Below are 26,555 nucleotides of genomic sequence, written 5' to 3'. Positions count from 1 at the left end.
AATGCCCTCTGACCAGGCATATCGTCCTGTGCATGAGCGCAGATATCAAGGAAACCAGCCACACCAAGTTCCACGCACTTCTCCGCGACCAGATTCGCAACGAGTTCAACGCCTCGCAGCAGTACATCGCCACCGCGGTCTACTTCGCGAATGTCGACCTGCCGCAGCTGGCGAAGCACTTCTACGCGCAGTCCGTCGAAGAGCGCAACCACGCAATGATGATCGTGCAGTACTTCCTCGATCGCGACATCACGGTCGAGTTGACCGGCGTCGACGCGTCGAAGTCCGTCTTCACCGATCCGCGTGAGGCCATCGCCCTGGCGCTGGCGCAGGAGGAGACCGTCACCGAGCAGATCATCGCGCTGGCGAGCACCGCACGCGAAGAGGGCGACTACCTCGGCGAGCAGTTCATGCAGTGGTTCCTCAAGGAGCAGGTCGAGGAAGTTGCCAGCATGAAGACGCTGCTCAACATCGCCGATCGCGCGGGCCACAACCTGTTCGATCTCGAGCAGTTCGTCGCCCGCGAGATGAACACCAGCGTGACCGCCGACTCGGGCGCACCCACCGTCGCCGGCGGATCGCTCTGATCGACACCGCAACGCAACACGAGTAACGCGCGAACCCTCGCGCTCATACGGGTGGCCGCCCGAACAAGCAGTCCTTGTTCGGCGGCCACCCGGCTCGCGTTCTAGCGCAGAGTGACCTGACGTCCGCGTAGGCCGTCGCGCGAACGCAACTGCGCCGCCGTGAGCGGAGCATCGACAGCCAGAGCCTCGCCCAGCTTCTCGCCGAATTCCTTTGTGGGCGCAGCCCATTCGGTGGGGTGCATCTCGGGATCGAGATCGAACACCGGCACCAGCAGCCCGTGCGTGCGGAACGAACCGGCGTAGCGCGAGCCCTCACCCAAGTTGAGATCACCCGCAGCGTGCAGACGCGCGAGGGCGAGCATCACGTCGTCCTCGCTCTCGGGACGAACCCACCGGATATGCGCCTTGTCGCCTGCATCCACCCACCAGGCTGCGACGACGCCGTCGGCCTCGATCCGCGCCGAGGGCATGATCGCCTGGTTCGCGCGCTCCACGGTGGCAGTCACATCGGCTGCGGGAGTGGCATTTTCAGGAATCCACCAGTTGAAGTCCTGATGGACGGTGATCTCGAGCAGCGCGGACGCGTCGAGCACATCGGTCAACGCGGGGGTGCTGTCGGTGATCTTCGCGGCTTCGAGCGACTCGCCCGCGGATGCGGTGGACACCCATCCGAGCGCGCTACTGATATCTGCTGCAACGTCTTTCGACTGGTTCTGCACCTGAAGGCCGACGAATCCTTCGACGGTATCCGCGTCTTCGCGCACCAATGCTGCGACGGCACCGGGCAGCACCGTTGCCAGCGTGATCGTGCGACCGTCGACGGTGATCGGCGCGGTTGCCGTTGCCGACGGGACGAACTCACGCAGTGCTACGATGTCGCATTCGGCAGCAAGGCCTTCGAACGGGCGGGTCGACGCCGATTCGATGCTCGCGCGTTCCGCTTCTCGCTGCGCCAGCTTCGCTGCTCGGTTGCTGTCCTGCTTCGGTCCACTGTTTCTTTTGCTCTTACCCACGCCCGAAAACCTACACGTTCTTCGATTCGAGCCAGGCGCGCGTTCGGCCGGGGTGATTGGTGGCGATCCACCCGACGCCGAGCTCGCGGCACAGGTCCACGTCCTCTTTCTCGTCGACGGTCCACACGTAGCTGGCCCGGCCGGACGCTGCTGCGCGGTCGATGATGGCCGGATGCTCGCGCAGCGCTCGTATCGACGGGCCGACGGCGGTGGCCCCGACGGTCGTCGCCGCTCCCCCACCGAGATAGTGCGAGCTGTCGCCGAGGAGCACCGTCGGAAGCATCGGAGCCGACCGCCGGACGCGCCAGACGGCCGACGGTGCGAACGACATGATGACCGCGCGCGAGTGGTCGGCCGACGCGGGCGCACCGATGCCGAACGTGTGCAGCTCGGCGAGAACCTTGCTCTCGATCAGCGAGCCGTACCGCACGGGGTGCTTGGTTTCGATGAAGAGTTTGACCGGCTTGCTGGTCCAGTCCAGGACGAGCGAGATGAGGTCGTGCAGCGTCAGGAGTTCGGCGGGTTCGTCGGCGTCGCCGTAGTTCAGTCGCGCGAGATCGGCGAAGTCCATCTCGCTGACGATGCCGGTGCCGTTCGAGGTTCGATCGACGCGGCGATCGTGCACGCACACGATGTGCCCGTCCTTGGTGAGCCGCACGTCGCATTCGACGCCATCCGCTCCCTCCCGAAGTGCGAGGTCGTAGGCGGCGAGAGTGTGTTCCTTCTTGGCCGCGGACGCACCTCGATGCGCGACTACCAGTGGCCCACGCCGATCGGGACTCACGACGCCGTCACCGCCTCGGGCTGCTTCTCTTCCGGCCGGTCCGTCTCGGCCTTCTCGGTTCCGGCCTTCTCGGTTCCGGGCTGCTGCTTCGGCTTCTGTTCGGTGCCGGAGGCGATCACCCAGCGGGTCGGTCGCGACAGGGCGGAGCCGCGCAGCGTGCGACCTTCGAGTCGGCGCATCACGGCCAGGGTCAGCACGGCCGAGACCGTCGCCACCAGTGCCACGAAAGCAGACAGCAGAACTCCGTCGGCGCGGGCCTGGAGGGAATCGCGCAGGTTCCACAGCAGTTGGACGACGACCAGCGCATTGCTCGCTGCCCAGACGGCCCACCAGATACGAACCAGCGTCAGCTCGCGGTGCACGTCGGCATCGGCACCGCCGCGGAGACGGACCACCTCGGTGAGGTAGACCCCTGGCATCACGATGCGGACCAGCGGCAACATCGACAACAGCAACATCGTGCGCACCGATCGCGGATCGGTGGAGCCGGCGGCGGCGAAGGTACGTCTGCGCTGGTCGATCAGCCAGCAGGACGACGTGATCAGCGCCGCCAGACCGATGAGGAGTGCACCGACCTGGGCGAAATACACCAGTGCGTCGGACACGGCCAGGGTGATCGGCGAAATCAGTCGCACGCGGTTGTGCAGCAGGATGCCGTAACGGAACACTTCGGCGAACGCGGCGAGGGCCAGCAACATCGCGGTGACGAGGACCAGGTTCTGAGCGTTGGCGGCATACCGCTCGACGCGACCGACGCGGCGATCGGCCTCAGGATCGCGCGGGATGTCGCGCAACCCCCAGGTGGGCGTCGAGGTGTAGCGCGGCGTCGGAGTCGGGGATGCCGATCGGCTGCGACGCTCGGCTTTCCTCGACGAGGTCGCCGGGCGGGCCACCCATCGGAAGTTTCGGGTGCCCTGCGCGGGCGCTCTGGTCGACACCGGCGAGAGCAGCACGCCGTGGCAGCGGGGGCACCAGGTGCCCGGCCGTGCGCCGACAGCCCAGCGGGTGCTGCAGCGGGCACAGACCTGGAACGCCTGAGCGCGTCCCTGCGGTGCCGACATCTAAATGATTCTCGCTTCGTGGGCGTCGTCGTCGCGCTGGATCGGTCGACCAGCGGCCTGCCAGGCGAGCATCCCACCGTCGACGTTGATCGCGTCGTAGCCCACGCGATTGAGGTATTCGACGACGCGAGCCGAGCGACCACCGGCTTTGCAGACGACGTACACCTCGGATTGGTTGTCGATCTCACCGGCGCGGGACGGAATGTCGCCCATCGGGATGTGAACGGCGTCGGGTGCGTGTCCGGCCCGCCACTCGTCGTCCTCGCGGACGTCGAGCAGGATGGCCGCCGTCGGGAACGGCACCGGGAGACGATCGACGGTGACGGCAGGCGACTGCTCGGGATGAGACACACCTCGATCTTGTCACGCGTCCGCGCGGGCCTGCCACCCGTGTCCTCGCGACGGAAGCGTCGCCTCGCTATGACCTACGTCACTGCAGTCACAGAAGTTATCCACAGTATCCACAGATCGATCCACAGAATCGGGGCCTGTGCCGGTTTCTATCCACAGGTCAAAGCTTCGAGTCGGTCTCGCGGTGTACCGAATACCAACTCGGGCTGTGGATCGATGGTGATTTGACACAGCCACCGTCAGCGGTCCCGTGAATCCTCTGTTTAGGCTGACGAACATGACTTCCATCGAGCTACGCGTCTTCACCGAACCGCAACAGGGCGCCACGTACGACGAACTGCTCCGCGTCGCGAAAGCTGCCGAGGAATTCGGCTACGGCGCATTCTTCCGGTCCGACCACTACCTCGCGATGAGCGGCGACGGCGGCCCCGGACCCACCGACGCGTGGATCACCCTGGCCGGGCTCGCCCGCGAAACCTCGACCATTCGACTGGGCACCCTCGTCACCTCTGCGACCTTCCGCTACCCGGGGCCGCTCGCCATCAGCGTCGCCCAGGTCGACGCCATGAGCGGTGGTCGCGTGGACCTCGGCCTCGGAGCCGGCTGGTTCGAGGACGAGCACAAGGCCTACGGCATTCCGTTCCCGCCGCTCGGCGAACGCTTCGACCGACTAGAGGAGCAACTGGCCATCATCACCGGACTGTGGAACACACCCGTCGGCGAGCCCTTCTCGCACGCAGGCACTCACTACCCCGTCACCGACTCCCCTGCGCTCCCCAAGCCGGTGCAGACACCCCACCCGCCCATCGTCATCGGCGGCGGAGGCAAGAAGCGCACCCCAGCACTCGCCGCGAAGTACGCCGACGAATTCAACATCCCCTTCGCCTCCCTGGCCGACACCGAGACCCAGTTCGGTCGAGTCCGCGCAGCCTGCACAGCCGCCGATCGCGACCCCGACTCGCTCGTCTACTCCAACGCCCTCGTCCTCTGCTGCGGCCGCACCGAAGAAGAAATTGCACGACGCGCCGCCGCCATCGGCCGCGAGGTATCGGAGCTACGCGAGAACGGTGCCGCCGGTAGCCCCGCCGAACTCGTCGACAGAATCGGCAGCTTCGGAGCCATCGGCGCGACACGCGTGTACCTGCAGACCATGGACCTCACCGACCTCGATCACCTCGAACTCGTCGCATCCGAGGTTCTCCAGCAGCTCTGACCCCACCGAATCGCGCCGCCCAAAGTCCACTCAACGTGACATTGAGTGCCCAAAAGTCCACTGAACGTCACATTGAGTACCCAGGGGGCCTCGGTCAGGCGGCGGATCGGGCGCGTAGGCGTGCGTAGTGCGCGCTGATGTGTCGTGCGGCGGGCAGTTCGATCCATCGGTACGTGATTTCGGCGAGTGCGGCGGTTCCGGCCAGGAATGCCAGGACGGCGGCGCTGGGGCCCAGGTGCGGTTCGACGGTTGCGTAGATGCGGTAGAGCACGAGGGTGTGGATCAGGTAGATCGCGTAGCTGCGGGTGCCGATCCATCGGACGATGGGCCAGCGGGTGATGGGTCCGTCGTATCGGGCGAGGATCAGGACGGTGGCGGTGACGACCAGCAGGGTCCAGAGGTAGGTGCCATCCATCCAGAAGGTGTGGACTTCGATGGCGAGTCGAATCACTTCGATCTGCGCGATGACGCCGACGACGACCCATCGCCAGGTGACGAGTCGTGCCCATGCGAGGTAGGCGATCTGTCCGAGGAACAGGGTGGGGAGCACTCCTGCGACCTTGGTCAGAAACGGAACCGTGTAGGGCTGAGGTAGGTAGAGGTTGTAGACGATCACCAGCGCGCACAGTGCGGCTCCGACCAGCGGTACGACGATGGGCCTGGTGCGCAGCGTTCCGCGCATCGAGACGCAGTAGAGGTAGAACGCGATCTGCACGACGAGGGTCCAGGTGACACCGAGGACGGCGACTTCGGGGCGGAGGAAGAAGCCGCCGAGGAAGAAGCTGAGAAACGCCTCGCCGTTGGTGATGCCGGGTTGGCCGCTGAACATCCCGTTGAGTCCGAGTTTGACGAGGATGACGGCCATCGCGACGGCGAACCAGAGGGCGGGGACGAGACGGGCGAGGCGCGCGACCATGAAGTCCCGACGCGATTGCCGCATGGCGGATCGGGTGATCAGCAGGCCGGTGAGCAGCATGAAGATGCTGACGCCGACGAACGACAGGTGCAGGGTGAGGCCGGCACCGTCGACGAGAACGGTGTTGACGACGTCGATCATCCACCAGCCGCCGCCGATGTCGTCGAGCAGATAGAACGAGATGTGGGAGTACAACACCGCGAGGACGGCGATGACGCGGAGGAGGTCGGCACCGTCCATCTGGACTCGGGGCGCATCGACGGGCTGGGTGGCGGCGGACTCGTCGACCGTGTTCTGGCTCGGTCGGTCCCCATTCACACCCGCGAGTTTAGGTTCCGTTCATGTATTGGACCAATCCGCAGCTACTCCGCAACTGTTTCGTGATATTCGGAGCGGATTCACAGGCGAACAATTCGACTGTCTCGTTCACACGAATTTATTCCGAGAAAAGCATCTCGGTTACAACTGTTGCACTGGGGGTAGGAATGAGATTGGGTTGAACCCTACGAAAGATCCGCAGTAGGACGAACGTGCCCGCATCACATGATGGGTACGGCGTCGTTAGAGAAGGGAACCACGTGTCCGAGTACACCTTGCCCGACCTTGATTTCGATTACTCCGCCCTCGAGCCGCACATCTCGGGCGAGATCAACGAGCTTCACCATTCCAAGCACCACGCCACCTATGTCGCAGGCGCGAACACCGCGGTCGAAAAGCTCGCGGCAGCGCGTGACAACGAAGATCATGCAGCCATTTTCCTGCTGGAGAAGAACCTCGCGTTCCACCTCGGTGGCCACGTCAACCACTCCATCTGGTGGAAGAACCTCTCGCCCAACGGTGGCGACAAGCCCGAGGGTGAGCTCGCTGCTGCGATCGACGACCAGTTCGGTTCGTTCGACAAGTTCCGCGCACAGTTCACCGCTGCCGCCAACGGCCTGCAGGGCTCCGGCTGGGCCGTTCTGGGCTACGACTCGCTGGGCAAGAAGTTGCTCACCTTCCAGCTCTACGATCAGCAGGCCAACGTGCCGCTGGGCATCATCCCGCTGCTCCAGGTCGATATGTGGGAGCACGCCTTCTACCTGCAGTACAAGAACGTCAAGGCCGATTACGTGAAGGCGTTCTGGAACGTCGTCAACTGGGCCGACGTCCAGGCTCGTTTCGAGGCCGCAACGTCGAAGACCCCGGGTCTGATCTTCCCGTAACCGACGAGATTGCCGACAGTCGAGCAATCGCAGACAGGGCCACCGCAACGAATGCGGTGGCCCTGTCTCGTTTCGAATTCAGGCCCGGTCGGCTGCTGGGATCGGCCGAATCGAGGTGATTCCGTGGTCGGGCGTCGCGAAGGCCTCGGAGCGGCAGGTCGTTCTGCGCGGGGCCTCGGGACTCGGAGTCACGTGCACGTGCACCGAGCCCGTTGTCGTTGCGACGATGACGTCGGTGCCGCCGTCCGAGGATGTGGCCGCACTCGGACGTACGTCGTTGATTCCGGTCATGTCGTATTCGGTGCGCACGGCGTGTTCCGCGATCTGACCTGCGGTGTCGTCGGTACACCGGCCGCGGTAGTTCTGCAGTGACAGCTGTCCGCGGTCGTGGCGGTCCACCACTGCCTGAGCATTCGCCGGCGTGAGGTTGCCGTAGTAGCTGCCCTCCGGCAGTGCCACCATTCCGGCTGCGAACCGGTCGCCGCCGAGATGCGTCGATTCCCATACCCGCCCCTCGGGCCGACTCAGCGCAGCCGCGACGGGCCGACCGAACACCGCGCAGCACGGATCCTTTTTCCCGTGCGTACACACCAGGTACAGCGGCTGCTCGACAGATATCCCGAGGCCGGGTGGGGTATCGCCCGAAGCGGCTTCCAGCGGCAGCTCGAGCACCTGCTCGACCGCGTCGACCGTGTACTGCTCCGCCCACGGACCCGAACGGCCCGAATGCACGAGGAAGATTCGCCGCACATCGGTCGAATTCCGTGGCAGCCGAGTGTCACGTACCAGCTGGGGACGTACCGAGGCCGCCGCACAGCGACGTGCAAGTTCGACGCCGATTCGACCCAGCGGACCGTCCGGCCCCCACGGTTCGCGGCCCCAGGGGCCTCGATGTTCGATCAGCACCCACCCATCGGCCCGTGCTGCCGTTCCGCGCAACGATTCGTCTCGCTCTCGGGCAACCGCAGCGCAGCCGCCCCAGCGTTCGGATGCCGACACCTCACCCACCGAGTTCGGACGCGGTCTCCACCAACGCCTGTGCGGTGAGTACGTTGCCGAAGAGGTAGTCCTTGGACGGCAGTTCGGTCACCCGGGCACCGAGTCCGGTGAAGAGCGGGTTCTGCCGCAGTTGCGCCACGGCGTCCTCCGTACCCGCGTCGGTCAGCAGAACGATGTCGTCGGCGTCCATCACGTCGATCAGCTCGGGACTGACGTCGACGGTCTGCATCGCGTCCGATCCGCGGTCTTGCTGCGCAGGGGCCCGGTAGCCCAGATCGGCGAGCACCGAGTAGGGAAACGAGCCGTCCTGCGTCATGTACCGAAGCGAGTCGGCGCGCACCCGTGCGATGGTCAACGTGCTGCCCTCGCGCGGTGCCCGAGCCTGCGACTCGTCCACCGTGCGCCGATAGTCGGCCAACAGGTTCTCGGCCGTGTCCTGCTGGCCGAAGAATTCCGCCACCTGCTCGAGAGTGCTCTGCCACGACGCCGGCGCGTAGTCCACGACGACGGTCGGTGCGATCGGGGCGACGCGGTCGAACAACGCGCGACCGTCCTCACCCTCCGTTCGCATCACGATCAGGTCCGGTCCGGCAGCCGTCAGGGCCTCGATGTCGATGTCGGAGTCGGCCGATCCGATGTCCACCGGTTCGGCGGCGAGACGGGCACGCACGACGGGCGCATAGTCTCCGGTGAGCGGCGGCTTCACTGCTGCGACCGGCTGCACTCCCAGAGCCACGACCGCTTCGAGCGTGCGGTCTCCGTCGAGCACGGCAACGCGCTGCGGATCCACCGGAATGCTCGTCTCACCGAAGGCATGTTGCGCGGTGCGGACGTCACCTGTGTTCTCCTGCGTGCTCGACGCGTCCGCGCTGCACGCGGTCACCGCGAAAGCCACGATGCAGGACGCGGCCGCGACGCCGAGCCGCCCACCTCTTTCTCCGAATTTCATCGAAGAAGAGTATCCGGCGGCGATCCACCGCGGGGCGGCTACGTTTCGGCTGGCACTCTCCCCATCTTGTGTGCCAGCCGTTTTCGCGTCATTCTCTTCCTACCCAACGTCGTGTACCCGGCTTCGAGCCCTGTACCTGTCTGGGAGGAACGATCGAGATGGACGAGCGAGATCTCATCGGTGTTTCACCGTTTCATGCCGCCGGTCTGCTGCGCGGATTCGTGATCTCCGGCCGTTGGCCGGACACCACCAAGGAATGGGCGCAGTTTCTGGCCCTCGCCGTGCGGGTGGCCTCGATGCCGGGCCTGTTGGCAACGTCGACCGTGTTCGGGGTGCGTGAGGAATTGCCCGACGACCCCGCGCCGGGGACGGTCGGGTTGGTCGTCGCCGAGGGGCCGGTGATCGGCGATTTCGCGCTGGCTCCCGGACGGTTCGCCGCGCATCAACCGGCCGCATTGCTGATGCTGCATCCGCCGTCGGAGACGACGCCGTCGCTCCCGGAGTGTGCGGGTGCGGCGTCCGGATGCGTTCTGCTCCCCGGCCTTCCGCACCTCGGGCTCGACCATCGGGCGGCCTGGGTCGAGGCCGAGTCCGACGGCACGGTGACCTCGATGGTCAGTCGGGTGGGTCTCGATCCCATCAGCGATCCCGATACTGCAGTTTTGGCGATGCTCCTCGCATCCTGACCGCTGTCCGCACACGAATTTTCGGGAACCCAAACTTACTGGCGCATTGGACATTTCGCGTCGAGGCCCCTACAGTCGTCTGCAGCGAAGGGGAGTAGCCCCCAATCATCGTGTCGACATACTGGCCGCTTCTGCTGCCCGGCACGGTGAACCGGAGAGATTCGGTGGGCGAGACCTTCGGTCCGTTCGACGACCGAGGAGTCCGCTGTGCTGTCCGCATTACTGTTGAGTTTCGCTGTCATTTTCGTCGCCGAGCTGGGTGACAAGTCCCAGCTCATGGCCATGACGTTCGCCCTGCGTTACAAGTGGTACGTCGTCATCGGCGGCATCACCGTTGCCACCACCGTCGTGCACCTGGTCTCGGTCGCTGTCGGCCACTTCCTCGGGGTGTCGATCCCCACCGAGCTGATCTCCATCGTCGGCGGCATCGCGTTCGTCGTCTTCGGACTCTGGACGCTGCGCGGCGACTCCCTGTCCGACGACGAAGGCGCGAAAGCCTCCCGGGTCACCAAATCCGCGTTCCTTGCGATCGCGTCGGCGTTCTTCCTTGCCGAGCTCGGTGACAAGACGATGCTGGCCACCGTCACTCTCGCCGCCGACAACGACTGGGTGGGTGTGTGGATCGGCTCGACGATCGGCATGGTCGCGGCCGATGCACTCGCCATCGTTGTCGGCGCGGTACTCGGAAAGCACCTGCCGGAGCGCATGATCCAGTACGGCGCGGCCATTCTGTTCTTCGTCTTCGGTGCCGTCCTGTTCTTCGAGGGCCTGATGCCCGGCACCGCTGCCCCGTACATCGCTGCCGGAGCGGTCGTCGTGATCTCCGCTGTCGTCGTCGCCGTGTTCGTTCGGCGCTCCCGCACCAGGGCAGCGCGGGAATCGGAGAAGCAGACCACCACCGAACGCGCCTGACCTTGGTTTACACTCCTCTCCCGGGAGGGGTGCATGAACAACGACCAGCAGGTGAGCAAGACCGACGCGGCGCACCATTCGACCGATCGGTTGATCAGAATCTTCGGCCGTTTCGTCGGTACCGGCTATCTCATCTATCTGCTTCTGCTGATCCCGAACATCGCACGGAGCAGCGAGGTGGTTCCCGGTTGGTGGACTCCGGTCACTGTTGCGGTCGTGTTCGGCAGTGGTTTCGCGTTCGGGGCCATGACTTTTCATCCGAGTATCGCCGCCATCAGGATCGCCGGCTCGATAGCAGCATCGACGTTCCCGATCATGGCCGCGCTGTGGTGGGTGGCCTGGGACGGAACCACTTTCGATCAGGCCGGGACCTTTCTCTCGGTGTTTCCCGGCCTTGCGGCACTCGCGGCCGCCACGGTGTGGCACCCCGTCCCGGCGTTCGTCCACATGACCGTCAGCGTCGTTCTCGTGCAGCTCACCAATCACGCTGTCCGAGAACCGTTCCCCCGCAGCAACATCGTTGCGGAGATCTTCTTCGCAATGATGTTCTGCACGGTGTTCGTCGCCGCAACGCTGGCCGCGGTACGTACCGGACGCATTCTCGACGCCACGATCTCGACGACGCACGACGACGCAGCCCGGGCGGCCGCGGCCACCGCGCGCGAGGTCGAACGCGAACGGTTCGATGCGCTGATCCACGACGAGGTCATGTCGTCGCTGCTCGCCGTTGCCCGCCATGGCCGCACGCCGAGCCTGGCCCGTCAGGCCCGCTCGGCTCTGACACATCTGGACGAGCTGACCACAGGCACCGTCTCCGAGACATTCTCGGCCGACGAGGCTCTGGCTCAGCTTCGTTCTGCCGCAACGACGGTCGACGAATCGATCGAATTCACCGTGAACGAGGGCGCGCCCGAGCTCACGGAGGCCTATCCGGCCGACACGGTACGAGCCATCGCTGCAGCACTGGCAGAAGCGCTCCGCAACAGTCGAATTCACGCCAGGGCATCGCACCGTTCGGTTGTCGTGGAGCTGGCCCCGTCGTCGATGCACATCACCGTGCAGAACGACGGCATCGGTTTCGATCGACGTTCGGTGCCGCCCCATCGACTTGGCGTCGCCGTCAGCATCGAGGGCCGGATGCGTCAGCTCGAGGGCGGATCGGCCGAGATCGAATCCTCCGCCGCAGGCACCATCGTGCGATTGGGCTGGAAGCGATGAACGGCCAGGACATCCGCGATCTGCTGTCGATGAAGTCGACGGCCGCCTATGCCGTCGCCGTGTTCTATGTCCTCGCGTGTGCGGTGTGCGCCACGGCGACGCTGGACGGGGTGTCGGCGGTATGGCCACCGTATGCAGCGGTTCTCGTGTTCGCCGGAGCCGTCGTCGTGTTGCTCGGTGCCCCAGGTGATCCGCTGGGGACACGCGCAACAGCTCTGCTGACCGTATCGGGACCGGTCGCCGCATCGGCTGTCTTCGCCGTCCTGCCGGTTCCACTGACCGGAAGCCTGCAGACCTGGCCCCTGGGGATGTCGGTGGTGATCTACACCTTCATGTGCGTGCGCGGTCGCACCCTGGCCGCGTGGCTCGGGCTGGCACTGACCATGTCCGTGGCCATCGGGTGGGCGGCGATGACGGGTCAAGGATTTCTGTACGGGCTCTCGTTCAGCGCCATCAACATCGCACCGCTGTTGATGTCGACGTTCTTCGCGTTCACCATACGTCCGCTGGCTGCGGCCATTTTCGCGCTGCGCACCCAGTCGACGGTTCGTATCGCGTCTCGGGCCGCTGCGGCGGCCGTACTCGAGGAACGCGACGCTCGCCTGGCCAGTCTCGACGCGTTGGCCCGTCCGTTGCTGCAGCGCATCGCCGACGGTCCCGATCCCACCGACGAGGAAGTCCTCGCGTGTCGGCTGCTCGAAGCCGAACTTCGCGACACCCTGCGCGCCCGCGGTCTGGTTCGGCCCGACCTCGCTCGCGCCGCCAGGTCTGCGCGGGCCCGCGGGGTGGAGGTGATGATGCTCGACGACCGATCCCCGAACGCACTGGACGACGACGTCCGAGAACGCATCGTGACCGCCGCGTCGAGTGCGCTCGATGCCGCCGAAGCGGGCGCGGTGACGGTCCGGCTCCTGCCTCCGGGCCGCCCCGTGGCGGCGACGATTCTGCTCGACGACCTGGGCGAGGGTGCGCACCGAGTCGAGTACGACCACTCCGGTCACATCCGGCGGTGATGGATCTTCGGTGCCCGACGGCACATGAGGTCCCCCGCCGGTTATGGTGCAGAACGACCACGAGGTCGCTGCCTGTGCCGCGGCCCGTCACTGTGAGCGAAGGGGATCGTACGACGTGGAGATTTCAGGAACAGCAGCACTTGTCACCGGCGGGGCATCGGGCCTCGGAGCCGCTACGGCAGCGCGTCTGGCCGCCGCGGGCGTCACCGTGTTCGGGCTCGATCTGCCGCAGTCCATCGAGCGTGCCGGAGACAGCGTCCCGGCCGGGGTGACACTGCTCCCCGCGGACGTGACCAGCGAAGCAGAGGTCGAGGCCGCGCTGGATACCATCGTCGCATCCGGTGTTCCCCTGCGCATCGTCGTCAACTGCGCAGGCGTGGGCTGGGCGGGACGCATCCTGTCCAAGAAGGGACCGCACGATCTCGAGCTGTTCCGCACCGTCATCACCATCAACCTGCTCGGCACGTTCAACGTGATGCGGCTGGCCGCGAACCGGATGCAGTCGCAGTCGACCGTCGACGATGCGGGCCAGCGCGGCGTCGTCATCAACACCGCGTCGGTCGCGGCGTTCGAGGGCCAGATCGGCCAGATCGCGTACACCGCGTCCAAGGGCGGCGTGCACGCGATGACCATCACCGCAGCTCGCGACCTGGCCCAGGTCGGCATCCGCGTCAATACGATCGCGCCCGGCATCGTCGACACCCCGATGCTGGCCGGCGTCACCGAGGAATACCGTCAGGGCCTCGAGGCCTCGGTACCGTTCCCCTCACGTCTGGCGCAGCCCACCGAGTACGCGCAGTTGGTCCAGATGATCGCCGAGCACGATTACCTCAACGGCGAAACCATCCGCATGGACGGCGCGATCCGCATGGCTCCGCGCTAGAAGTTACTACGTGGCCCCGCCGATCGAGGCGGGGTCACGCGCGAGCGCGCAGGTCCGCCACCGTCGGGATCTCGTTCTCCGCGCGGTCGGACATCCACTCGCGCAACACTTTCGTCGCCAGAACATCGTCCTCGTTGTAGACGAGCAGTCGCTCGCGCTGCGTGTGGTCGGGCTCCGCGTCGTATCCGACGGCTTCCCGATACCACCCCATCGACGCCTCGCCGCCGGCCTCGTCGTCACGCCACGCGAATCCTGCGACCGGCGCAATCTTCTTCAGTCCCTTGCCGTTCGGGCAGATGAACTGATCGCTCACGGCCTGGTAGATATCCACCCACTGCTCGCTGTCGATGAACTCGCGAATCTGCGCCTCGGTAGGAACCCCGGGAACGTCCGCGAATCGACGGGCCGAATCGAGCAGCCATTTGTCCTCGGCTTGACGCGAATAGCAGTACGCAGCAAAGGTTTTGCCGCGCGCGGCCGCATCGGCCCTGGTGTCCATCAACCAGTTCCAGAACACCGCGAACGAGCGGCCCTCGTCCACGGTCGGCAGCGGGTCCCAGGTGACGAAACCGCGGTACGTCGGCGGCGGCCCGCCTGCCTCGGTGAGCAGCGTGCCCCACAGGTAGGCACCGTGTTCCTGGTAGCTCTCCATGTCCACGTCCACCTCGACGTCAGCGCGGTGCACCGTCACGGTCTCCGAGCGCCGCAGCAATGGCACGTCGGCTCGCCAGGCCAGCGCCGCGGACACGGCGTCGTCGAAGTTTCCGAAGGGCCATTCCTCGGGGGCCGGGCCGGTCCACTGCGCCAACTCGTCGATGGTGCGCACGCCGGCACTGCGCAGCACATCGGCGCGAGAGCCCGACGCGACCAGGGAGACGTCACGAACGGCCTCGAGTTGCGGCTTGCAGTCGAACCACCACGAACACGAACGACATTCACTGACCTGGGAGGGAACGGTGAACGCGGCACCCTGGGCAACCGAGAGCCGGTCTGCGAAGCGGGTGTCGTATTCACCGAGGACCGTGGTGAGGTCGTGCACCAGCATGCATTCGCCCTTGTAGCCCACTGCGCCGCCGACGGGTGTGGCCGTGGCCAGGCCCTCGTGCGCCAACATGCGATACAGGTGAGCGAGCCGGAGCTGGTCGCGTAGCTGACTGCGCACCTTGCGGGTCTCGTCGAACGACGGAGCCCACCGGTCGAGTGGGGTGGTGCGCGCGCCGCGGCCGGGGTCGGTGACCTTGTGGTTGACCACGATCACCGGGATGTACCCGCCCGCCGCGTCGCGGACGAGCAATTCGCTGCGACCGCGTCGGCCGGTATCGCGTTCGAGGGGCAGTACCGCATTCCAGATGCGTTCCACTCCGGCCCGACAGGCGGCGACGGTGGCGTCGGCTGCGTCGCGGGCAGTGGGTTCGTCGATCTCGGTCCACAGCGTCGGATCGTCCACGGCCAACTGCGCGCGGACGTTCTCGCGGTGAGCCTGAGCTGCTTCTCGGCGCTGCCGTACCCCTGGGTTCTCGGGTTCACCACGCAGCAACGATCCGTACGCGGTATCGAGATAGAGCCGATGCCTGCACCGCGTCAACGATCCGGCATCGAGCAACACGGGCGCTGCTTCTCGTTGACCGTTCACACTGCTAGACACTAGGTCAGCCCTCCGACAGCCCGCGACCGTCGACTGCCTTAGGGTGGGGGTAACGCACTGTTCCCGCCTAGCAGCACACGTCAGGAGCCTTTTCGATGGGTTTGTTCCGCAAGCGTAAGGGTCGAGCCACTCGCAAGGCAGAGGCCAAGGCGCTCAAGCACAAGGCAACACTCGAAGCGAAGCTGGGCGCGAAGAACGAGCGCAAGCAGTTGAAGTCCATCGCCAAGGCGCAGCGCAAGCTCAGCGCAGTGGAAGCGAAGTCCCAGAAGAACGTCGAGAAGGCCCAGGTTTCTGCTCTGAAGGCCCAGCAGAAGGCTGCCGTGCAGGGAACGCTGAGTGTGGCTCAGATCCGCAAGTACCTCGGCATCGCTCGGCTGCTGATTCCGGTGTTGGCCCCCATCCTCTACCGCGGTGCGACGGTCGTTCGCGCGCAGCTCGACAGCCGCAAGGCGCAGCAACTCGGTGTCGCTCCCGATCAGCTCAGCGAGTACACCGGCCACGGCGGCAAGCTCAGCGCCCGCATCGCCGGAGCCGAGAAGTCGCTGAGCACCATCGGTGCGCGCCACTCCGATCCAGAGACCAAGAGCTTCGGTGCCGCGATCAGCGAGCGTCTGGACGATCTGACCACCGCTGTCCGCGCATCCGAGCAGATGCCGCCCGCTCGCCGCAAGACCGCACACGCCGCCATCTCCGCAGAGCTGGACGGCATCGAGGCCGATCTGCTCGCCCGTCTCGGCGTTCGCTGACCCCTGCACAACCGATGACCGACAGCTCTGCCGCCCCGCTTCGCGGCGGAGCTGTCGGTATCGTCACCGCGACGCTCGCGGTGGCCGCACACGGCATGGCCGGCGGCGGCTGGGCAGACGGTTCCGCCCTGGCCCTGCTGATCGCCGTCAGCATCGGTATCGGTGCCATGACGGCCCTGCCCAGACGTTCGACCGTTCTACTGCTCCCGGCTCTGCTGGCCGGCCAACTCGTCGCTCACATCGCGCTGAGCCTCGGCAGCGCAGCGGAGATGCACGCGCACTCACTGTTGCCCAGCACAACGATGATCGCCTTCCACGCGGCCGCCTCGGTCGTCGCTGGACTCACGATCGCCGCAGCCGAGCGCCTCTACGGCCCGATCACGTCCATCGTCCGAGCGGTTCTCGCGCTCCTCACTCCCCTGCCCGACGGTTCCGCCGTCGGTCGCGTGTCCATGTCCGTCGCGGTTCCGTCGGTGGACGGCACTGCGCTCGACTGGGTCATCTCTCGCCGCGGGCCCCCGGTGTCTCGGTTCTGACCGACATCCTTTTCCGCACATCTCTGCACAGAAATGACCCAACCCATGAAGAGCTCTCTTTCCCGTACCCTGTTCGTCTCAGGAGCCACCGTCGGCGCGTTGCTGATCGGCGCAGGCGCAGCGTCCGCACACGTCGTCGTCTCCGCTCCCGACGCCGCACAGGGCGGCTATTCGGTGCTGACGTTCCGCGTTCCCACCGAGTCCGATACCGCCTCGACCAGCTCGGTCAAGGTGACCCTCCCCGGCCTCAATTCGGCTCGTACGCAGCCCATTCCGGGCTGGACCTCCACCGTCGAGAAGGACTCGGCCGATCTCGCGGTGTCGGTGACGTGGACGGCGAACCCCGGTTCCGAGGTCGGGCCGGGCCAGTTCCAGCAGTTCCTGCTCTCCGCGGGCCCGCTGCCCGAGCAGGAGAGCGTCTCGTTCCCGGCCACCCAGACCTACACCGACGGTGAGGTCGTGAACTGGGATGAGCCGATGACCGAGGACGGTAGCGAGCCCGAATTGCCTGCTCCCACTCTGACTCTCGCCGCAGCGAGCAGCGATGCGCACGGCAGCGCCCACACCGAGACCACCGCAACGGCCGAAGCGTCGTCGACGTCGGAGGACAACACCGCCCGCTGGCTCGCCGGCGTCGGGCTCGTGCTCGGTGCCGTCGGAGCAGGTCTGGGCATCGGCGCGACGATCCGGGCGCGGCGCTCGTGAAGTCGCTCGCCGTGTCCACGAAGGCACTGGTCGTCTCGGCCCTGGCACTGCTGATGCTGTTGCTCGCCGCACCGATCGCGTCGGCGCATTCGCAGGTCACCGGGTACAGCCCGGCCGACGGCTCGTCCCTGGACTCGTCTCCGGCGACGGCGTCGGTGACGTTCAACGAGGTGCCGCAGTCGCAGTTCGCCACGCTCAACGTCGTCGGGCCCGACGGCAACATCTGGTCCGAGGGCGATGCACGCGTCGAAGGTCAGAGCGTCGTCGTCGACGTCGGTGAACTGGGACCGATCGGCGAGTACACCCTCGCGTATCGCATCACCTCGGCCGACGGCCACCCCGTGAGCGGTACCGCGACGTTCACGCTGACGCAGGAGGGTTCGGGAACTCCCGGGGCACCGGCCGACGCGTCGAGCAGCTCCGAGGAGTCCGAGAGTTCGTTCCTCGGCGGCTACGGTCGGATCGCGCTGATCGCAGTGGCGGTTCTGGCTTTCGCCGGGGCTTTGGCATTCGCTCTGCGCAAGCCGAAGAACCAGAAGTAGTACCGACGTGGCTGCGGTGGGCGAGAGAAGCGTTCGGCTGGTACTCGCCGCCGCAGCTGCGGCGTTGCTGGGGGTCGCGGCGGCGTTCGCGCTGGCGTACCCCACCTTTCCCGGTGGGTCGTCGTGGCTACGGGTGATCGCGGTGGCGTCGGGCTCGGTGGTGTTGGGGTTCGGGGTTCTCGCTGTCCTGGACGGCAATTCCGATTCCCGACGCCCCGCCGTCGACTCGCTGGTGATGTGGCGCGCGATCGGTTATCTGTCGGGACTGTGGGCGGTGGCCGAGTTCGTTCTGCTGGCCGCTGCGGCGGCCGATTCTGCCGGGCGTACGCCACTGACGTTGTCGCCGAGCGCTTTCGCCACGTTCGCAACCTCCATCTCCGTGGGTCGTCTGGGTACGGCGACGGTGATCCTGGCGCTCACCCTCTGCGCCATCGGGGTGGCCGGGTATCGGTCGGGGGCGAGCTGGTCTCCGACTCCGGTGATCGTGCTGGCGTCCCTTGCACTGGTCGCTCGGCCGATCACCGGGCACATGTCGCAGTTCACGTTCGGCTCCTTTGCCGTTGCCGTGCACGTGCTGTGCGCGTCGGTGTGGCTCGGTGTACTGGGTGCGATGGCGTTGAGTCTGCGGAGCAAATCGGCGTGGGCGACGCTGTTGCCGGTCTATTCGCGAGTCGCGTTCTGGTGCGTCGTCGGAGTTGCCACCACCGGGGTGTTGGACGCGGTCCTGAAGCTCGACAGCCTCACGGCGGTGGTCGAGACCGGTTACGGCCGAATCGTTCTCGCCAAGGTTCTCGCCACGGTGATCCTGATCGCGTCGGCTCACCGGATCCGTGGGACGTGGTTGCCGACCGTCGCCGCACACCGATCCACGGTGGAGCACTCGGTGGGGCGAGCGGCCGCGCACGTCTGCCTGCTGGCACTGGCATTCGGCTTGGCCGCGGCGCTGGCGACCACTGCCTGAGCCGGCAGTAGGCACAACCTTGTCGGAGCGCTGTACTAGCCTGAGTACATGCCGAAGTTGACTGTGGTGCCGGGTGGTTCTTCCGCACCTGCGCTCGGCCGGATCCACACTGTCGCGGAGTTCTTCGCCGGTATCGGCTTGGTGCGAATGGGCCTGGAGCAGGCCGGCTTCGAGGTCTCGTGGGCCAACGACATCGAGCGCGACAAGCACCACATGTATCGCCAGCACTTCGGAGACGATGCCGGCCATTTTCAACTCGGCGATGTCGCTCGCACTCGAGGAGACGATCTGCCCGACGGTCTGTCGTTGGCGTGGGCGTCGTTTCCGTGCACCGACTTGTCGTTGGCCGGCGGCCGGGCCGGGCTTGCGGGCAAGAATTCCTCGACGTTCCGGCATTTCACGCGGGTGTTGAGCGAGCTCGGTGATGCTCGACCCGAGGTGGTGGCGCTGGAGAACGTCGTCGGGCTGGCGACCAGTCACGGCGGCGACGATCTGGCCGCAGCGGTTCGCGAGCTCAACGAGCTCGGCTATTCGGTGGATGTCCTCACCATCGATGCTCGACGCTTCGTTCCGCAGTCGCGTCCACGTCTGTTCTTGATCGGTGCGCAGAATCCCCCCGAGGATGCCCGCGATCCCAACAGTGAGCTTCGGCCGGATTGGTTGCAGGCGGTGTACGGCGATTCGACGTTGCTGACCCACCGGGCTCCGCTGCCGAGTCCGCCGATTCCGTTGACCAGCGGTCTGGGAGATCTGGTCGAGCGCATGGACTATCGCGACGAGCGGTGGTGGGATACAGCCCGTACCGCGGCGTTCGCGCAGTCGCTGTCGCCGATTCAGTTGCAGCGCATCGAGATTCTCAAGAAGGCCCGCAAGGTCAGCTACCGCACCGCCTACCGTCGCACCCGCAACGGCGTCGCCGTCTGGGAGGCTCGCCCCGACGACATCTCCGGCTGCCTCCGCACCGCCCGCGGCGGTTCGTCGAAGCAGGCGGTGGTCAAGATGGGCAACGGCCGGTTGCAGGTGCGCTGGATGACGCCACTCGAGTACGCCCGCCTGATGGGTGCGGGCGAGTACACACTCGACGGTCTGCGAAACAACCAGGCGCTCTTCGGGTTCGGGGATGCGGTGTGCGTTCCCGTGGTCGCCTGGTTGGCCGAGCACTACCTGATGCCTCTGGTCACCGGGACGCTGAACTCATCGAATACGGCTGCGGCGCATGTCAAGTCACGGTAGGTCCTCGCTGCGGTCATCTGCCATCGCGCCGCGCAAGAGCACACTTCCCGCGGACGATGTGCAGTCCTTTCGCACGGCTCTGCGAGAAGTGCTGAGCGAGAGGGACCATCAGGGCCGGGTGTGGTCGGCAGCCAAATGGGGCGTGTATGCGTTCTACGACTACGACGGCGAGCCGATCTACGTGGGGCAGACCAAGGAGAAGCTCAGCGTCCGGGTGCAGCGTCATCTGACCAATCAGCGAACCGACGCCGTCGCGATGCGGGTGCTCGACGTCTTCGAGGTCGCGGAGATCGAGATCTGGCCGCTGTGGCAGTACGAGGATCTCAAGAAGTCCGACGGCGCAGAACAATTCCGCACAGCCGAGCGTGATCTGAATGCGCACGAGTACACGGCGTACCTCGAGGCCATCGACAAGTCGCGGCACAAGGCGATCCTGAACGAGAAGATTCCGCCGGTCTCGGAGCCCATCGCACTCCCGGCGTCGCTGCGTCGGTCCCTGATCTCCGAGCAGACCCGCCGCGAGCGTGGGCATCCCGACATCCGCATCGCCCGCCGCGCCGAAACCATCTCGCGGCTGGCAGCGGTCACCCGCGAACGAGGCGAGGTCTCCGAGGGTCTACGACGCGTCCTCGTGGTCCAGGCCGTGCGCCTGGCCTACCTGTCGGCCGAGCGACTCGCCTTCGTCGAAGGACATCCCATCCCCGATCCCGCCGCGATCGACGTCACCGCCCTGGTGGGTTCGGTGCTGCACGAGCGCAGTGACGACGGTCCCGACAACGCACCCGAGGACGAGCCCGAGGACGACGGCGAGCTGGACCTGTTCAGCGACTACTGACGAAAGTAGGCTCGCCCCGTGCCGCTTCCCCCTCACGTTGCCGATCTCACCAGCATCGACCTGCTGCTGTCGGTGGCCGAGCTCGGCAGCATCGGGCGAGCGGGTAGAGCCCACGGCATGTCGCAGCCGGCGGCCAGTGCACGTATTCGTGCGTTGGAAAGACGCGTCGGCGCTCCGCTGCTGCGACGCGGGGCGCGAGGAACGGTACTGACCGAACTCGGTGAGCTCGTCGCGAGTTGGGCCGCGCCGGTCGTTCGGTCCGCCGAGGACTTGGCAACGGCCATCGCCACGTTGCACGCCGAACGCATCGGCCATGTGCAGATTGCCGCGAGTCAGACTGTCGCAGAGTATCTTCTACCGCGATGGCTGGTCACGCTGCACACGCTTGTCCCCCACATCGTTCCGACGCTGAGCTCGGGTAACTCGACGGTCGTCGCCGAGAAGGTGCTTGCCGGTGCCGCCGACCTCGGTTTCATCGAAAGCCCCAGTGTCCCTGCAGCTCTGGACCACCGGACCGTTGCCACCGACGAACTTCTGCTCGTGGTGGCACCGGACCACTCGTGGGCCGTCACCGCGCCGTCGGCCGCCGAGATCGTCGCCACCGCACTGGTGACGCGGGAGGCCGGGTCGGGGACGCGCTCGGCCTACGAAAGCGCCTTGGCTGCAGCGGGTCTCGGGAAACCGATGTCGCCGCTCCTCGAGGTCTCCTCGACGACGGCGATCAAGTCCGCGGTCGGGGCAGGAATCGGCGGAGCCGTGCTGAGCTCACTGGCCGTCGCCCCCGAGTTGGCCGCCGGCACTCTGGTCCGCGTACCGATCCCAGGACTGACCTTGCGCCGTGCGCTGCGGGCAATCTGGCCGTCCGGCCGCGCGCCGAGTGGACCGGCCGCGGAGTTGCTCACCGTGGCGGCGAAGGCTCACCTGTAGCCATAGCCCTGGGTTATGGCTGGTGGACGAACTGCTGCCTACCGAGGGGGCACGGCACCGCGCAGGCTGAAGACATGGCCGTGACAGCTCCTACCCGCGTGGTGCGCCGCCAGCCCTTCGAGCACATCACCCCCAACTGGTTCGCTGCGGTGATGGGGACCGGCATCGTAGCCACCGCGGCCGCGGCGTTGCCGGTGCAGTTCCCGGCTCTGCACGTTTTCGCGGTCGCTGTCTGGGTCTGCGCCGCCGCGGCGCTGATCGTGATCGGTGCGGCCTTCGCGCGGCACTGGATCGGGCATCGCGACCGAGCCGTCGCCTATGCCCGGCACCCGGTGATGGTGCAGTTCTACGGCGCTCCGCCCATGGCGATGCTCACCGTCGGCGCGGGTGCAGGTCTCCTCGGAGCGGACCTGCTCGGATCCACTGCGGCCACAACGCTGTTCGCCGGCCTGTGGATCACCGGGACGATCACCGGTCTGCTCACCAGCGTCGTCGTTCCGTATCGAATGATCACCGCGTCCGATCATCGCGACGTTGCCGCCCTGCCCGCGTGGCTGATGCCAGTGGTGCCGCCGATGGTCTCGGCCTCGACCGGGGCTTTGCTGCTTCCGCACCTACCCGAGGGCCAGTGGCGGCTGGCGCTGCTGTGCGCCTGCTACGCGATGTTCGGTCTGTCGCTGATCGTCGGGATGATCACGCTGACTCTGATCTACGGGCGTCTGCTGCACGGCGGTCTACCGCCCGTCGACGCGGCTCCGACCGTGTGGATCACGCTGGGACTGATCGGGCAGTCGATCACGGCGGCGAACCTGCTCGGCACCGACGCGTCGATGGTGTTCACCGGTGCACAGTCGTCGATCGCCGTCGGACTCCACGTTGTCGGCATCGGCTACGGGTTGATCATGGGCGGCTTCGGAATGTTGATGTTCGCGCTCGCGACGGCTCTCACCGTGCACGCGGCGCGCAGGAACCTGGGGTTCTCGCTGACGTGGTGGTCGTTCACCTTTCCCGTCGGCACCTGTGTCACCGGAGCGACTGCGCTGGGGCGGGCACTGAACTTCGGTGCGGTGCAGGCTCTGGCCGTTGCCCTGTACGTCCTACTGCTCGCCGCCTGGTTCACCGTGGCCACCCGCACTCTTCGCGGCGTCCGGCGCGGAGAGTTGCTGCATCCGGGTCACAGGTGAGAAAGAACGTTCACCACGTTGCCGCCGGAGTCGCGAAAGAAGAATCGGCGCACGCCCCACTCTTCGTTGGTGATCTCGTAGACGATCTCGAGGTCCGCATCGACGGCAGCTCGGTAGGCCGCGTCCACGTCGTCCACCTCGATCGACGCGGATGGATTGACCGGTCCGGTGGGATCGGTGGTGATCAGGCTGAGCTGCGCCGCACTGTCACCCGACGGCGCGAGCGTGGCGATCCAACCGTGATTCATCACCACCTCCATGCCGGTGACCTGGACGTACTTGTCCAGCGCCGCATCGAGATCGGTGACCGTGAGCAATGGCATCGCGCGCACAACGTCCATGTCCGGACTGTATCGCCGAAAACGTCCCCGCGGGGACGTCCTCCCCCGCTGCACCGGCGGGCACAGTCCTACTCTCTCTGTATGGAGTCCATCGGACATGAGCTTCGGCAGCACGCGTCCGACTATGTCAAGCGCGCGGAGGCCGGCGAGTCGATGCTGATCACGGTTGCCGGACGCCCCAGCGCCTTGTTGGGGCCGACAGAGCGAAAGCACTGGAACACATTCGACGACATAGCCGACGTCTTCGACTCCGCACACGAGCCAACCCTCGCGGGCGATCTGATCGACATCGACGGCTCGATGCGGGACCCGTGGCAGCCCATCGAAGAACTGGTCGAGATCCACAGCCCCTGAACCCATCGAGTCGTTCACCCCGACGACATGTGCAGTTCCCGCAACACCTGCCTGCCGGTCGATTCGGGTCGGAAGCATGAGCAACTTCCGTGCTCGATGCCTCCAGGAGATGTACCAAGTGAACACTGTTCGTCGCGTTGCCACCGGTGGAATCCTCGGTCTCGCCGCCCTCACCCTTGCGTCCTGCTCCGAGCCTGCGGCTCCCGAGGCCGGTGGAAACGGCGACGGGGCCAGCGGCACTCTCACGGTGTACACCTCGGAGCCGCAGGCGAAGATCGACGCTCTCAATGCCGAGTTCACCGCGGAGAACCCCGGCATCGACGTACAGGTGTTCCGCGCGGGCACCGGCGATCTCAACGCGCGCATCGCGTCGGAGCGGCAGACCGGTTCCATCGGTGCGGACGTTCTGCTCGCTGCGGACGCCCCCACGTTCGAGAAGTACAAGGCCGACGACCTCCTCCTGCAGTACACCCCTGCCGACGTCGACGCGCTCGATCCCAACGTCGTCGATCCCGACGGCTACTACGTCGGTACCCGCATCATCCCGACGGTCATCGCGTACAACACCGGCACGGTGTCGGCGCCCCCGACGTCGTGGAAGGAACTGGCCGATCCCCAGTACAAGGGCCGGATCACGCTGCCCAATCCGGATGTGTCCGGCGCGGCCGCCTTCAACACCGCCGTCTGGCTGGGCCAGGACGACCTCGGCCTGCCGTGGCTCACCGACCTCGTCGCCAACGAACCCGTGGTCGCCGAGAGCAACGGCCCCGTCGCTCAGGCCGTCGCCGCCGGTACTCAGCCCGTCGGCATCGTCGTCGACTACCTGGTGCGCGAGCTGGCCGACAAGGGATCGCCCATCGCCGCGTCGTACCCCACCGACGGCGTTCCGTACATCTCCCAGCCCGCCGGGATCTTCGCGGATTCCGCCAATCCCGAAGCGGCCCAGAAGTACGTGGACTTCCTGGTCAGCAAGCGCGGTCAGGAAATCGCTGTGGAGCAGCAGTACCTGCCGGTCCGGTCCGATGTCGGCACGCCCGAGGGCACACCCCCGCTCGACGAGATCGAACTGCTGAACCCGGACCTCGCCACCATCACTGCCTCACAGCCCGATGCCGTCGCCACGTTCAACGATCTTCTTGGCTGACCGCGTCACCTGGGTACGCGCCGGCCTGTGGCTGGCCGTACTGGCCCTGATCGGTGCACCGCTGGCCGCCGTGGTCTCGATCGGATTGGGCGGCAACCACATACAGGAGCTGCTCGACGGCGGAATCGCGTCGGCTGCGGCCAACAGCATCGTGTCGGCAGGCCTGTCCGCGGCCGCGGCGGTGGCCATCGCGACCGTCATGGCCCTCGTTCTCGATCGCACCGACCTGCCGGGCCGGTCAGTGCTGCGCCTGATTCTGCTCAGCCCCTTGCTGATTCCGCCGTTCGTCGGCGCAATCGCCTGGACGGGTCTGCTGGGCCCGAGCGGAATGATCAACTCGTTCTGGAACGAGACGTTCGGCGGCGGTCCGCTGTGGAACATCTACGGCGGCGACGGGGTGATCTTCTTGCTCACGGTCCACTCGTACCCGCTTGCGTACCTGATCATTTCGGCGGCGCTCCGACGCGTACCGGGCGATCTCGAACAGGCGGCTCGCATTGCCGGAGCATCTCCGTTCCGGGCCATGCGCGACGTGACGCTGCCGCTGCTGCGTCCGGCCCTGCTGGCGTCACTGACGTTGACGGCCGTGTCCAATCTTGCAGACTTCGGCATTCCTGCCCTGATCGGATTGCCCGAGCGCTACGTCACGCTCTCGACCATGGTGTATCGATACATTCAGTCGGGCACCGTCGATCGCCCCCTCGAGGTGGTCTCGACCATCGGCATCGGACTCCTCGCACTCGCCGTGGTCGCAGTAGCGATCGATCGCATTCTCGGCCGCCGATCGATTCAGTTGGACGGCGCGGTCACTGCCCCGCAGCTACTTCCGCTGGGTCGCAGTCGAATTCCCGCAGGAATCGTTGCCTGGCTCATCGGGCTGGCTCTGACGGTGTTGCCGATCCTGGCGTTGGCCACGCAGGCGTTGCTGCCGGCTCCCGGCGTACCACTCACCTGGAGCAACCTCACCCTGCAGAGCATCGAGAGCGCGGTCACCGCACCGGGAACGCTGGTCGGTATCCAGAACTCGGTGACCCTGGCTCTCGGGGCCGCTGTGGTGTGCGGATTCCTCGGCTTGGCCATCGGCGTGCTCACCACCCGCACTCGTTCCCGCGACAACGTCGGCCTGGATCTGGCAGCGATGCTGCCGCAGGCGATTCCCGGCCTCGTCATCGCGGTCGGCTGGTTGATCATCGGCCGGTACACCGGCCTGTTCGACACGAAGTGGGTCATCCTGTGCGCGTACGTGATGGCGTTCCTCGCGATCGTCGTCCAAGCTGTCCGCGCACCCTCGAGTTCCACTCCGACAGCCCTCGAAGAAGTCGCCAGATCCTCTGGCGCGTCGCAACTTCGATCACTGTGGGACGTGCCGTGGAAGATGGCCATCCCGGCTGCGATCACCGGCGCGGTACTCGTCGCCCTCACTGCGGTGCGCGAGCTGACCATGTCGGTGCTCCTCGTCGCGCCGGGCACACAGACCCTCGGCGTATCCATCTTCAACCTGCAGCAGGCCGGGGACTACAACGCCGCCTCCGCCCTGTCCCTACTCGTCGCGCTCGTGGGATTCGCAGGCCTCGGCCTCGTCGCATCCACCCGAGCCGGACGCCCGTAGCTCCGA

The 26,555-nt window shown here is 66.3% G+C and carries 29 protein-coding genes; 20 read left to right on the top strand and 9 right to left on the bottom strand.

Annotation, left to right across the window (positions count from 1 at the left end):
• The first annotated feature begins 32 nt into the window (after nt 1-32).
• Nucleotides 33-587 carry a ferritin gene (locus AYK61_RS17780; protein WP_121871782.1) on the top strand — a complete coding sequence of 185 codons (555 nt, stop codon included), beginning with the start codon at nt 33-35 and terminating at the stop codon, nt 585-587.
• Nucleotides 588-688: 101 nt separating this feature from the next.
• On the opposite strand, the gene AYK61_RS17775 is transcribed toward AYK61_RS17780, so the two are convergent.
• The 4 genes from AYK61_RS17775 to AYK61_RS17760 are packed head-to-tail and all read right to left on the bottom strand — an operon-like array spanning nt 689 to nt 3,796.
• Nucleotides 689-1,600 carry a DUF5926 family protein gene (locus tag AYK61_RS17775; protein WP_121871781.1) on the bottom strand — a complete coding sequence of 304 codons (912 nt, stop codon included), beginning with the start codon at nt 1,598-1,600 and terminating at the stop codon, nt 689-691.
• 10 nt (nt 1,601-1,610) lie between these two features.
• Nucleotides 1,611-2,384, bottom strand: coding sequence for a glycerophosphodiester phosphodiesterase (locus AYK61_RS17770; RefSeq protein WP_121871780.1), 774 nt, complete (start codon nt 2,382-2,384; stop codon nt 1,611-1,613).
• On the bottom strand, nt 2,381-3,445 hold the full coding sequence (locus AYK61_RS17765; protein ID WP_121871779.1) for a DUF4328 domain-containing protein: 1,065 nt from the start codon (nt 3,443-3,445) through the stop codon (nt 2,381-2,383). The genes AYK61_RS17770 and AYK61_RS17765 overlap by 4 nt, the downstream gene beginning before the upstream one ends.
• On the bottom strand, nt 3,446-3,796 hold the full coding sequence (locus tag AYK61_RS17760) for a rhodanese-like domain-containing protein (RefSeq protein WP_121871778.1): 351 nt from the start codon (nt 3,794-3,796) through the stop codon (nt 3,446-3,448). It abuts the gene before it with no gap.
• Nucleotides 3,797-4,082: 286 nt separating this feature from the next.
• Between AYK61_RS17760 and AYK61_RS17755 the strand changes: the two genes are divergently transcribed.
• Entirely contained in the window at nt 4,083-5,009 is a 927-nt protein-coding gene (locus tag AYK61_RS17755; RefSeq protein ID WP_183130458.1) for an LLM class F420-dependent oxidoreductase, read from the top strand.
• 94 nt (nt 5,010-5,103) lie between these two features.
• On the opposite strand, the gene AYK61_RS17750 is transcribed toward AYK61_RS17755, so the two are convergent.
• Nucleotides 5,104-6,165, bottom strand: coding sequence for an acyltransferase (locus AYK61_RS17750; RefSeq protein WP_121871776.1), 1,062 nt, complete (start codon nt 6,163-6,165; stop codon nt 5,104-5,106).
• A 338-nt stretch (nt 6,166-6,503) separates the two neighbouring features.
• Between AYK61_RS17750 and AYK61_RS17745 the strand changes: the two genes are divergently transcribed.
• A complete protein-coding gene (locus tag AYK61_RS17745) occupies nt 6,504-7,127 on the top strand; it encodes a superoxide dismutase (RefSeq protein ID WP_094614729.1) in 624 nt (207 codons plus the stop codon).
• Nucleotides 7,128-7,205: 78 nt separating this feature from the next.
• On the opposite strand, the gene AYK61_RS17740 is transcribed toward AYK61_RS17745, so the two are convergent.
• Together AYK61_RS17740 and AYK61_RS17735 are read right to left on the bottom strand one after the other, a co-directional pair.
• Nucleotides 7,206-8,126, bottom strand: a complete 921-nt coding sequence (locus AYK61_RS17740) for a sucrase ferredoxin (protein WP_183130337.1) — start codon at nt 8,124-8,126, stop codon at nt 7,206-7,208.
• Between the two features lies 1 nt (nt 8,127).
• Nucleotides 8,128-9,075 carry an ABC transporter substrate-binding protein gene (locus AYK61_RS17735; protein ID WP_121871774.1) on the bottom strand — a complete coding sequence of 316 codons (948 nt, stop codon included), beginning with the start codon at nt 9,073-9,075 and terminating at the stop codon, nt 8,128-8,130.
• 158 nt (nt 9,076-9,233) lie between these two features.
• Here AYK61_RS17735 and AYK61_RS17730 point away from each other — a divergent pair, with 158 nt between their 5' ends.
• The 5 genes from AYK61_RS17730 to AYK61_RS17710 all read left to right on the top strand — a co-directional run bounded on the left by AYK61_RS17730 (nt 9,234) and on the right by AYK61_RS17710 (nt 13,787).
• The gene (locus AYK61_RS17730; RefSeq protein WP_121871773.1) at nt 9,234-9,761 is read left to right on the top strand and encodes a peptidase; all 528 of its coding nucleotides are present in this window, start codon (nt 9,234-9,236) and stop codon (nt 9,759-9,761) included.
• A gap of 207 nt (nt 9,762-9,968) precedes the next feature.
• Nucleotides 9,969-10,673: a TMEM165/GDT1 family protein gene (locus AYK61_RS17725; protein ID WP_121871772.1), complete on the top strand. Its 705-nt coding sequence runs from the start codon at nt 9,969-9,971 to the stop codon at nt 10,671-10,673.
• Nucleotides 10,674-10,706: 33 nt separating this feature from the next.
• Nucleotides 10,707-11,891: an ATP-binding protein gene (locus AYK61_RS17720; protein ID WP_121871771.1), complete on the top strand. Its 1,185-nt coding sequence runs from the start codon at nt 10,707-10,709 to the stop codon at nt 11,889-11,891.
• On the top strand, nt 11,888-12,904 hold the full coding sequence (locus AYK61_RS17715; protein ID WP_121871770.1) for a hypothetical protein: 1,017 nt from the start codon (nt 11,888-11,890) through the stop codon (nt 12,902-12,904). The genes AYK61_RS17720 and AYK61_RS17715 overlap by 4 nt, the downstream gene beginning before the upstream one ends.
• Before the next feature lie 115 nt (nt 12,905-13,019).
• Complete coding sequence (locus AYK61_RS17710) at nt 13,020-13,787, top strand: SDR family NAD(P)-dependent oxidoreductase (protein WP_032397116.1); 768 nt, start codon at nt 13,020-13,022, stop codon at nt 13,785-13,787.
• A 34-nt stretch (nt 13,788-13,821) separates the two neighbouring features.
• Here the strand turns inward: AYK61_RS17710 and AYK61_RS17705 are convergent, their stop codons facing one another.
• Entirely contained in the window at nt 13,822-15,420 is a 1,599-nt protein-coding gene (locus tag AYK61_RS17705) for a TM0106 family RecB-like putative nuclease (protein WP_237669716.1), read from the bottom strand.
• A gap of 107 nt (nt 15,421-15,527) precedes the next feature.
• On the opposite strand from AYK61_RS17705, the gene AYK61_RS17700 reads away from it, so the two are divergent.
• From AYK61_RS17700 to AYK61_RS17660, 9 genes are all read left to right on the top strand, one after another.
• A complete protein-coding gene (locus AYK61_RS17700) occupies nt 15,528-16,178 on the top strand; it encodes a DUF6474 family protein (RefSeq protein WP_121871768.1) in 651 nt (216 codons plus the stop codon).
• Between the two features lie 14 nt (nt 16,179-16,192).
• Nucleotides 16,193-16,714: a hypothetical protein gene (locus tag AYK61_RS17695; RefSeq protein WP_121871767.1), complete on the top strand. Its 522-nt coding sequence runs from the start codon at nt 16,193-16,195 to the stop codon at nt 16,712-16,714.
• A 45-nt stretch (nt 16,715-16,759) separates the two neighbouring features.
• Nucleotides 16,760-17,419 carry a YcnI family protein gene (locus tag AYK61_RS17690; protein ID WP_121872860.1) on the top strand — a complete coding sequence of 220 codons (660 nt, stop codon included), beginning with the start codon at nt 16,760-16,762 and terminating at the stop codon, nt 17,417-17,419.
• 53 nt (nt 17,420-17,472) lie between these two features.
• Complete coding sequence (locus tag AYK61_RS17685; protein ID WP_121872859.1) at nt 17,473-17,961, top strand: copper resistance CopC family protein; 489 nt, start codon at nt 17,473-17,475, stop codon at nt 17,959-17,961.
• 16 nt (nt 17,962-17,977) lie between these two features.
• Nucleotides 17,978-18,922, top strand: a complete 945-nt coding sequence (locus AYK61_RS17680; RefSeq protein ID WP_147458347.1) for a copper resistance D family protein — start codon at nt 17,978-17,980, stop codon at nt 18,920-18,922.
• Between the two features lie 48 nt (nt 18,923-18,970).
• Nucleotides 18,971-20,155 carry a DNA cytosine methyltransferase gene (locus tag AYK61_RS17675; RefSeq protein WP_237669259.1) on the top strand — a complete coding sequence of 395 codons (1,185 nt, stop codon included), beginning with the start codon at nt 18,971-18,973 and terminating at the stop codon, nt 20,153-20,155.
• On the top strand, nt 20,139-20,990 hold the full coding sequence (locus tag AYK61_RS17670; RefSeq protein WP_121871765.1) for a GIY-YIG nuclease family protein: 852 nt from the start codon (nt 20,139-20,141) through the stop codon (nt 20,988-20,990). The genes AYK61_RS17675 and AYK61_RS17670 overlap by 17 nt, the downstream gene beginning before the upstream one ends.
• Nucleotides 20,991-21,008: 18 nt before the next feature.
• Nucleotides 21,009-21,917 carry a LysR family transcriptional regulator gene (locus AYK61_RS17665; RefSeq protein WP_121871764.1) on the top strand — a complete coding sequence of 303 codons (909 nt, stop codon included), beginning with the start codon at nt 21,009-21,011 and terminating at the stop codon, nt 21,915-21,917.
• Nucleotides 21,918-21,991: 74 nt separating this feature from the next.
• On the top strand, nt 21,992-23,101 hold the full coding sequence (locus tag AYK61_RS17660; RefSeq protein WP_121871763.1) for a TDT family transporter: 1,110 nt from the start codon (nt 21,992-21,994) through the stop codon (nt 23,099-23,101).
• Here the strand turns inward: AYK61_RS17660 and AYK61_RS17655 are convergent.
• Nucleotides 23,092-23,442 (bottom strand): VOC family protein, encoded by a 351-nt coding sequence (locus AYK61_RS17655; RefSeq protein WP_183130336.1) that lies wholly within the window; start codon nt 23,440-23,442, stop codon nt 23,092-23,094. The genes AYK61_RS17660 and AYK61_RS17655 overlap by 10 nt on opposite strands.
• A gap of 81 nt (nt 23,443-23,523) precedes the next feature.
• On the opposite strand from AYK61_RS17655, the gene AYK61_RS17650 reads away from it, so the two are divergent.
• From AYK61_RS17650 to AYK61_RS17640, 3 genes are all read left to right on the top strand, one after another.
• A complete protein-coding gene (locus AYK61_RS17650) occupies nt 23,524-23,796 on the top strand; it encodes a type II toxin-antitoxin system Phd/YefM family antitoxin (protein WP_121871762.1) in 273 nt (90 codons plus the stop codon).
• A gap of 109 nt (nt 23,797-23,905) precedes the next feature.
• Complete coding sequence (locus tag AYK61_RS17645) at nt 23,906-24,940, top strand: ABC transporter substrate-binding protein (protein WP_121872856.1); 1,035 nt, start codon at nt 23,906-23,908, stop codon at nt 24,938-24,940.
• Complete coding sequence (locus AYK61_RS17640) at nt 24,933-26,549, top strand: iron ABC transporter permease (protein ID WP_259468109.1); 1,617 nt, start codon at nt 24,933-24,935, stop codon at nt 26,547-26,549. Before AYK61_RS17645 ends, AYK61_RS17640 begins: the two co-directional genes overlap by 8 nt.
• Nucleotides 26,550-26,555: the final 6 nt, after the last annotated feature.

Origin of the sequence: Rhodococcus sp. SBT000017 (assembly GCF_003688915.1) — a bacterium.
Lineage (GTDB): Bacteria > Actinomycetota > Actinomycetes > Mycobacteriales > Mycobacteriaceae > Rhodococcoides.
Note: the sequence above shows the minus strand (reverse complement) of the source record. Positions and strands in the feature narration are given on the sequence as shown.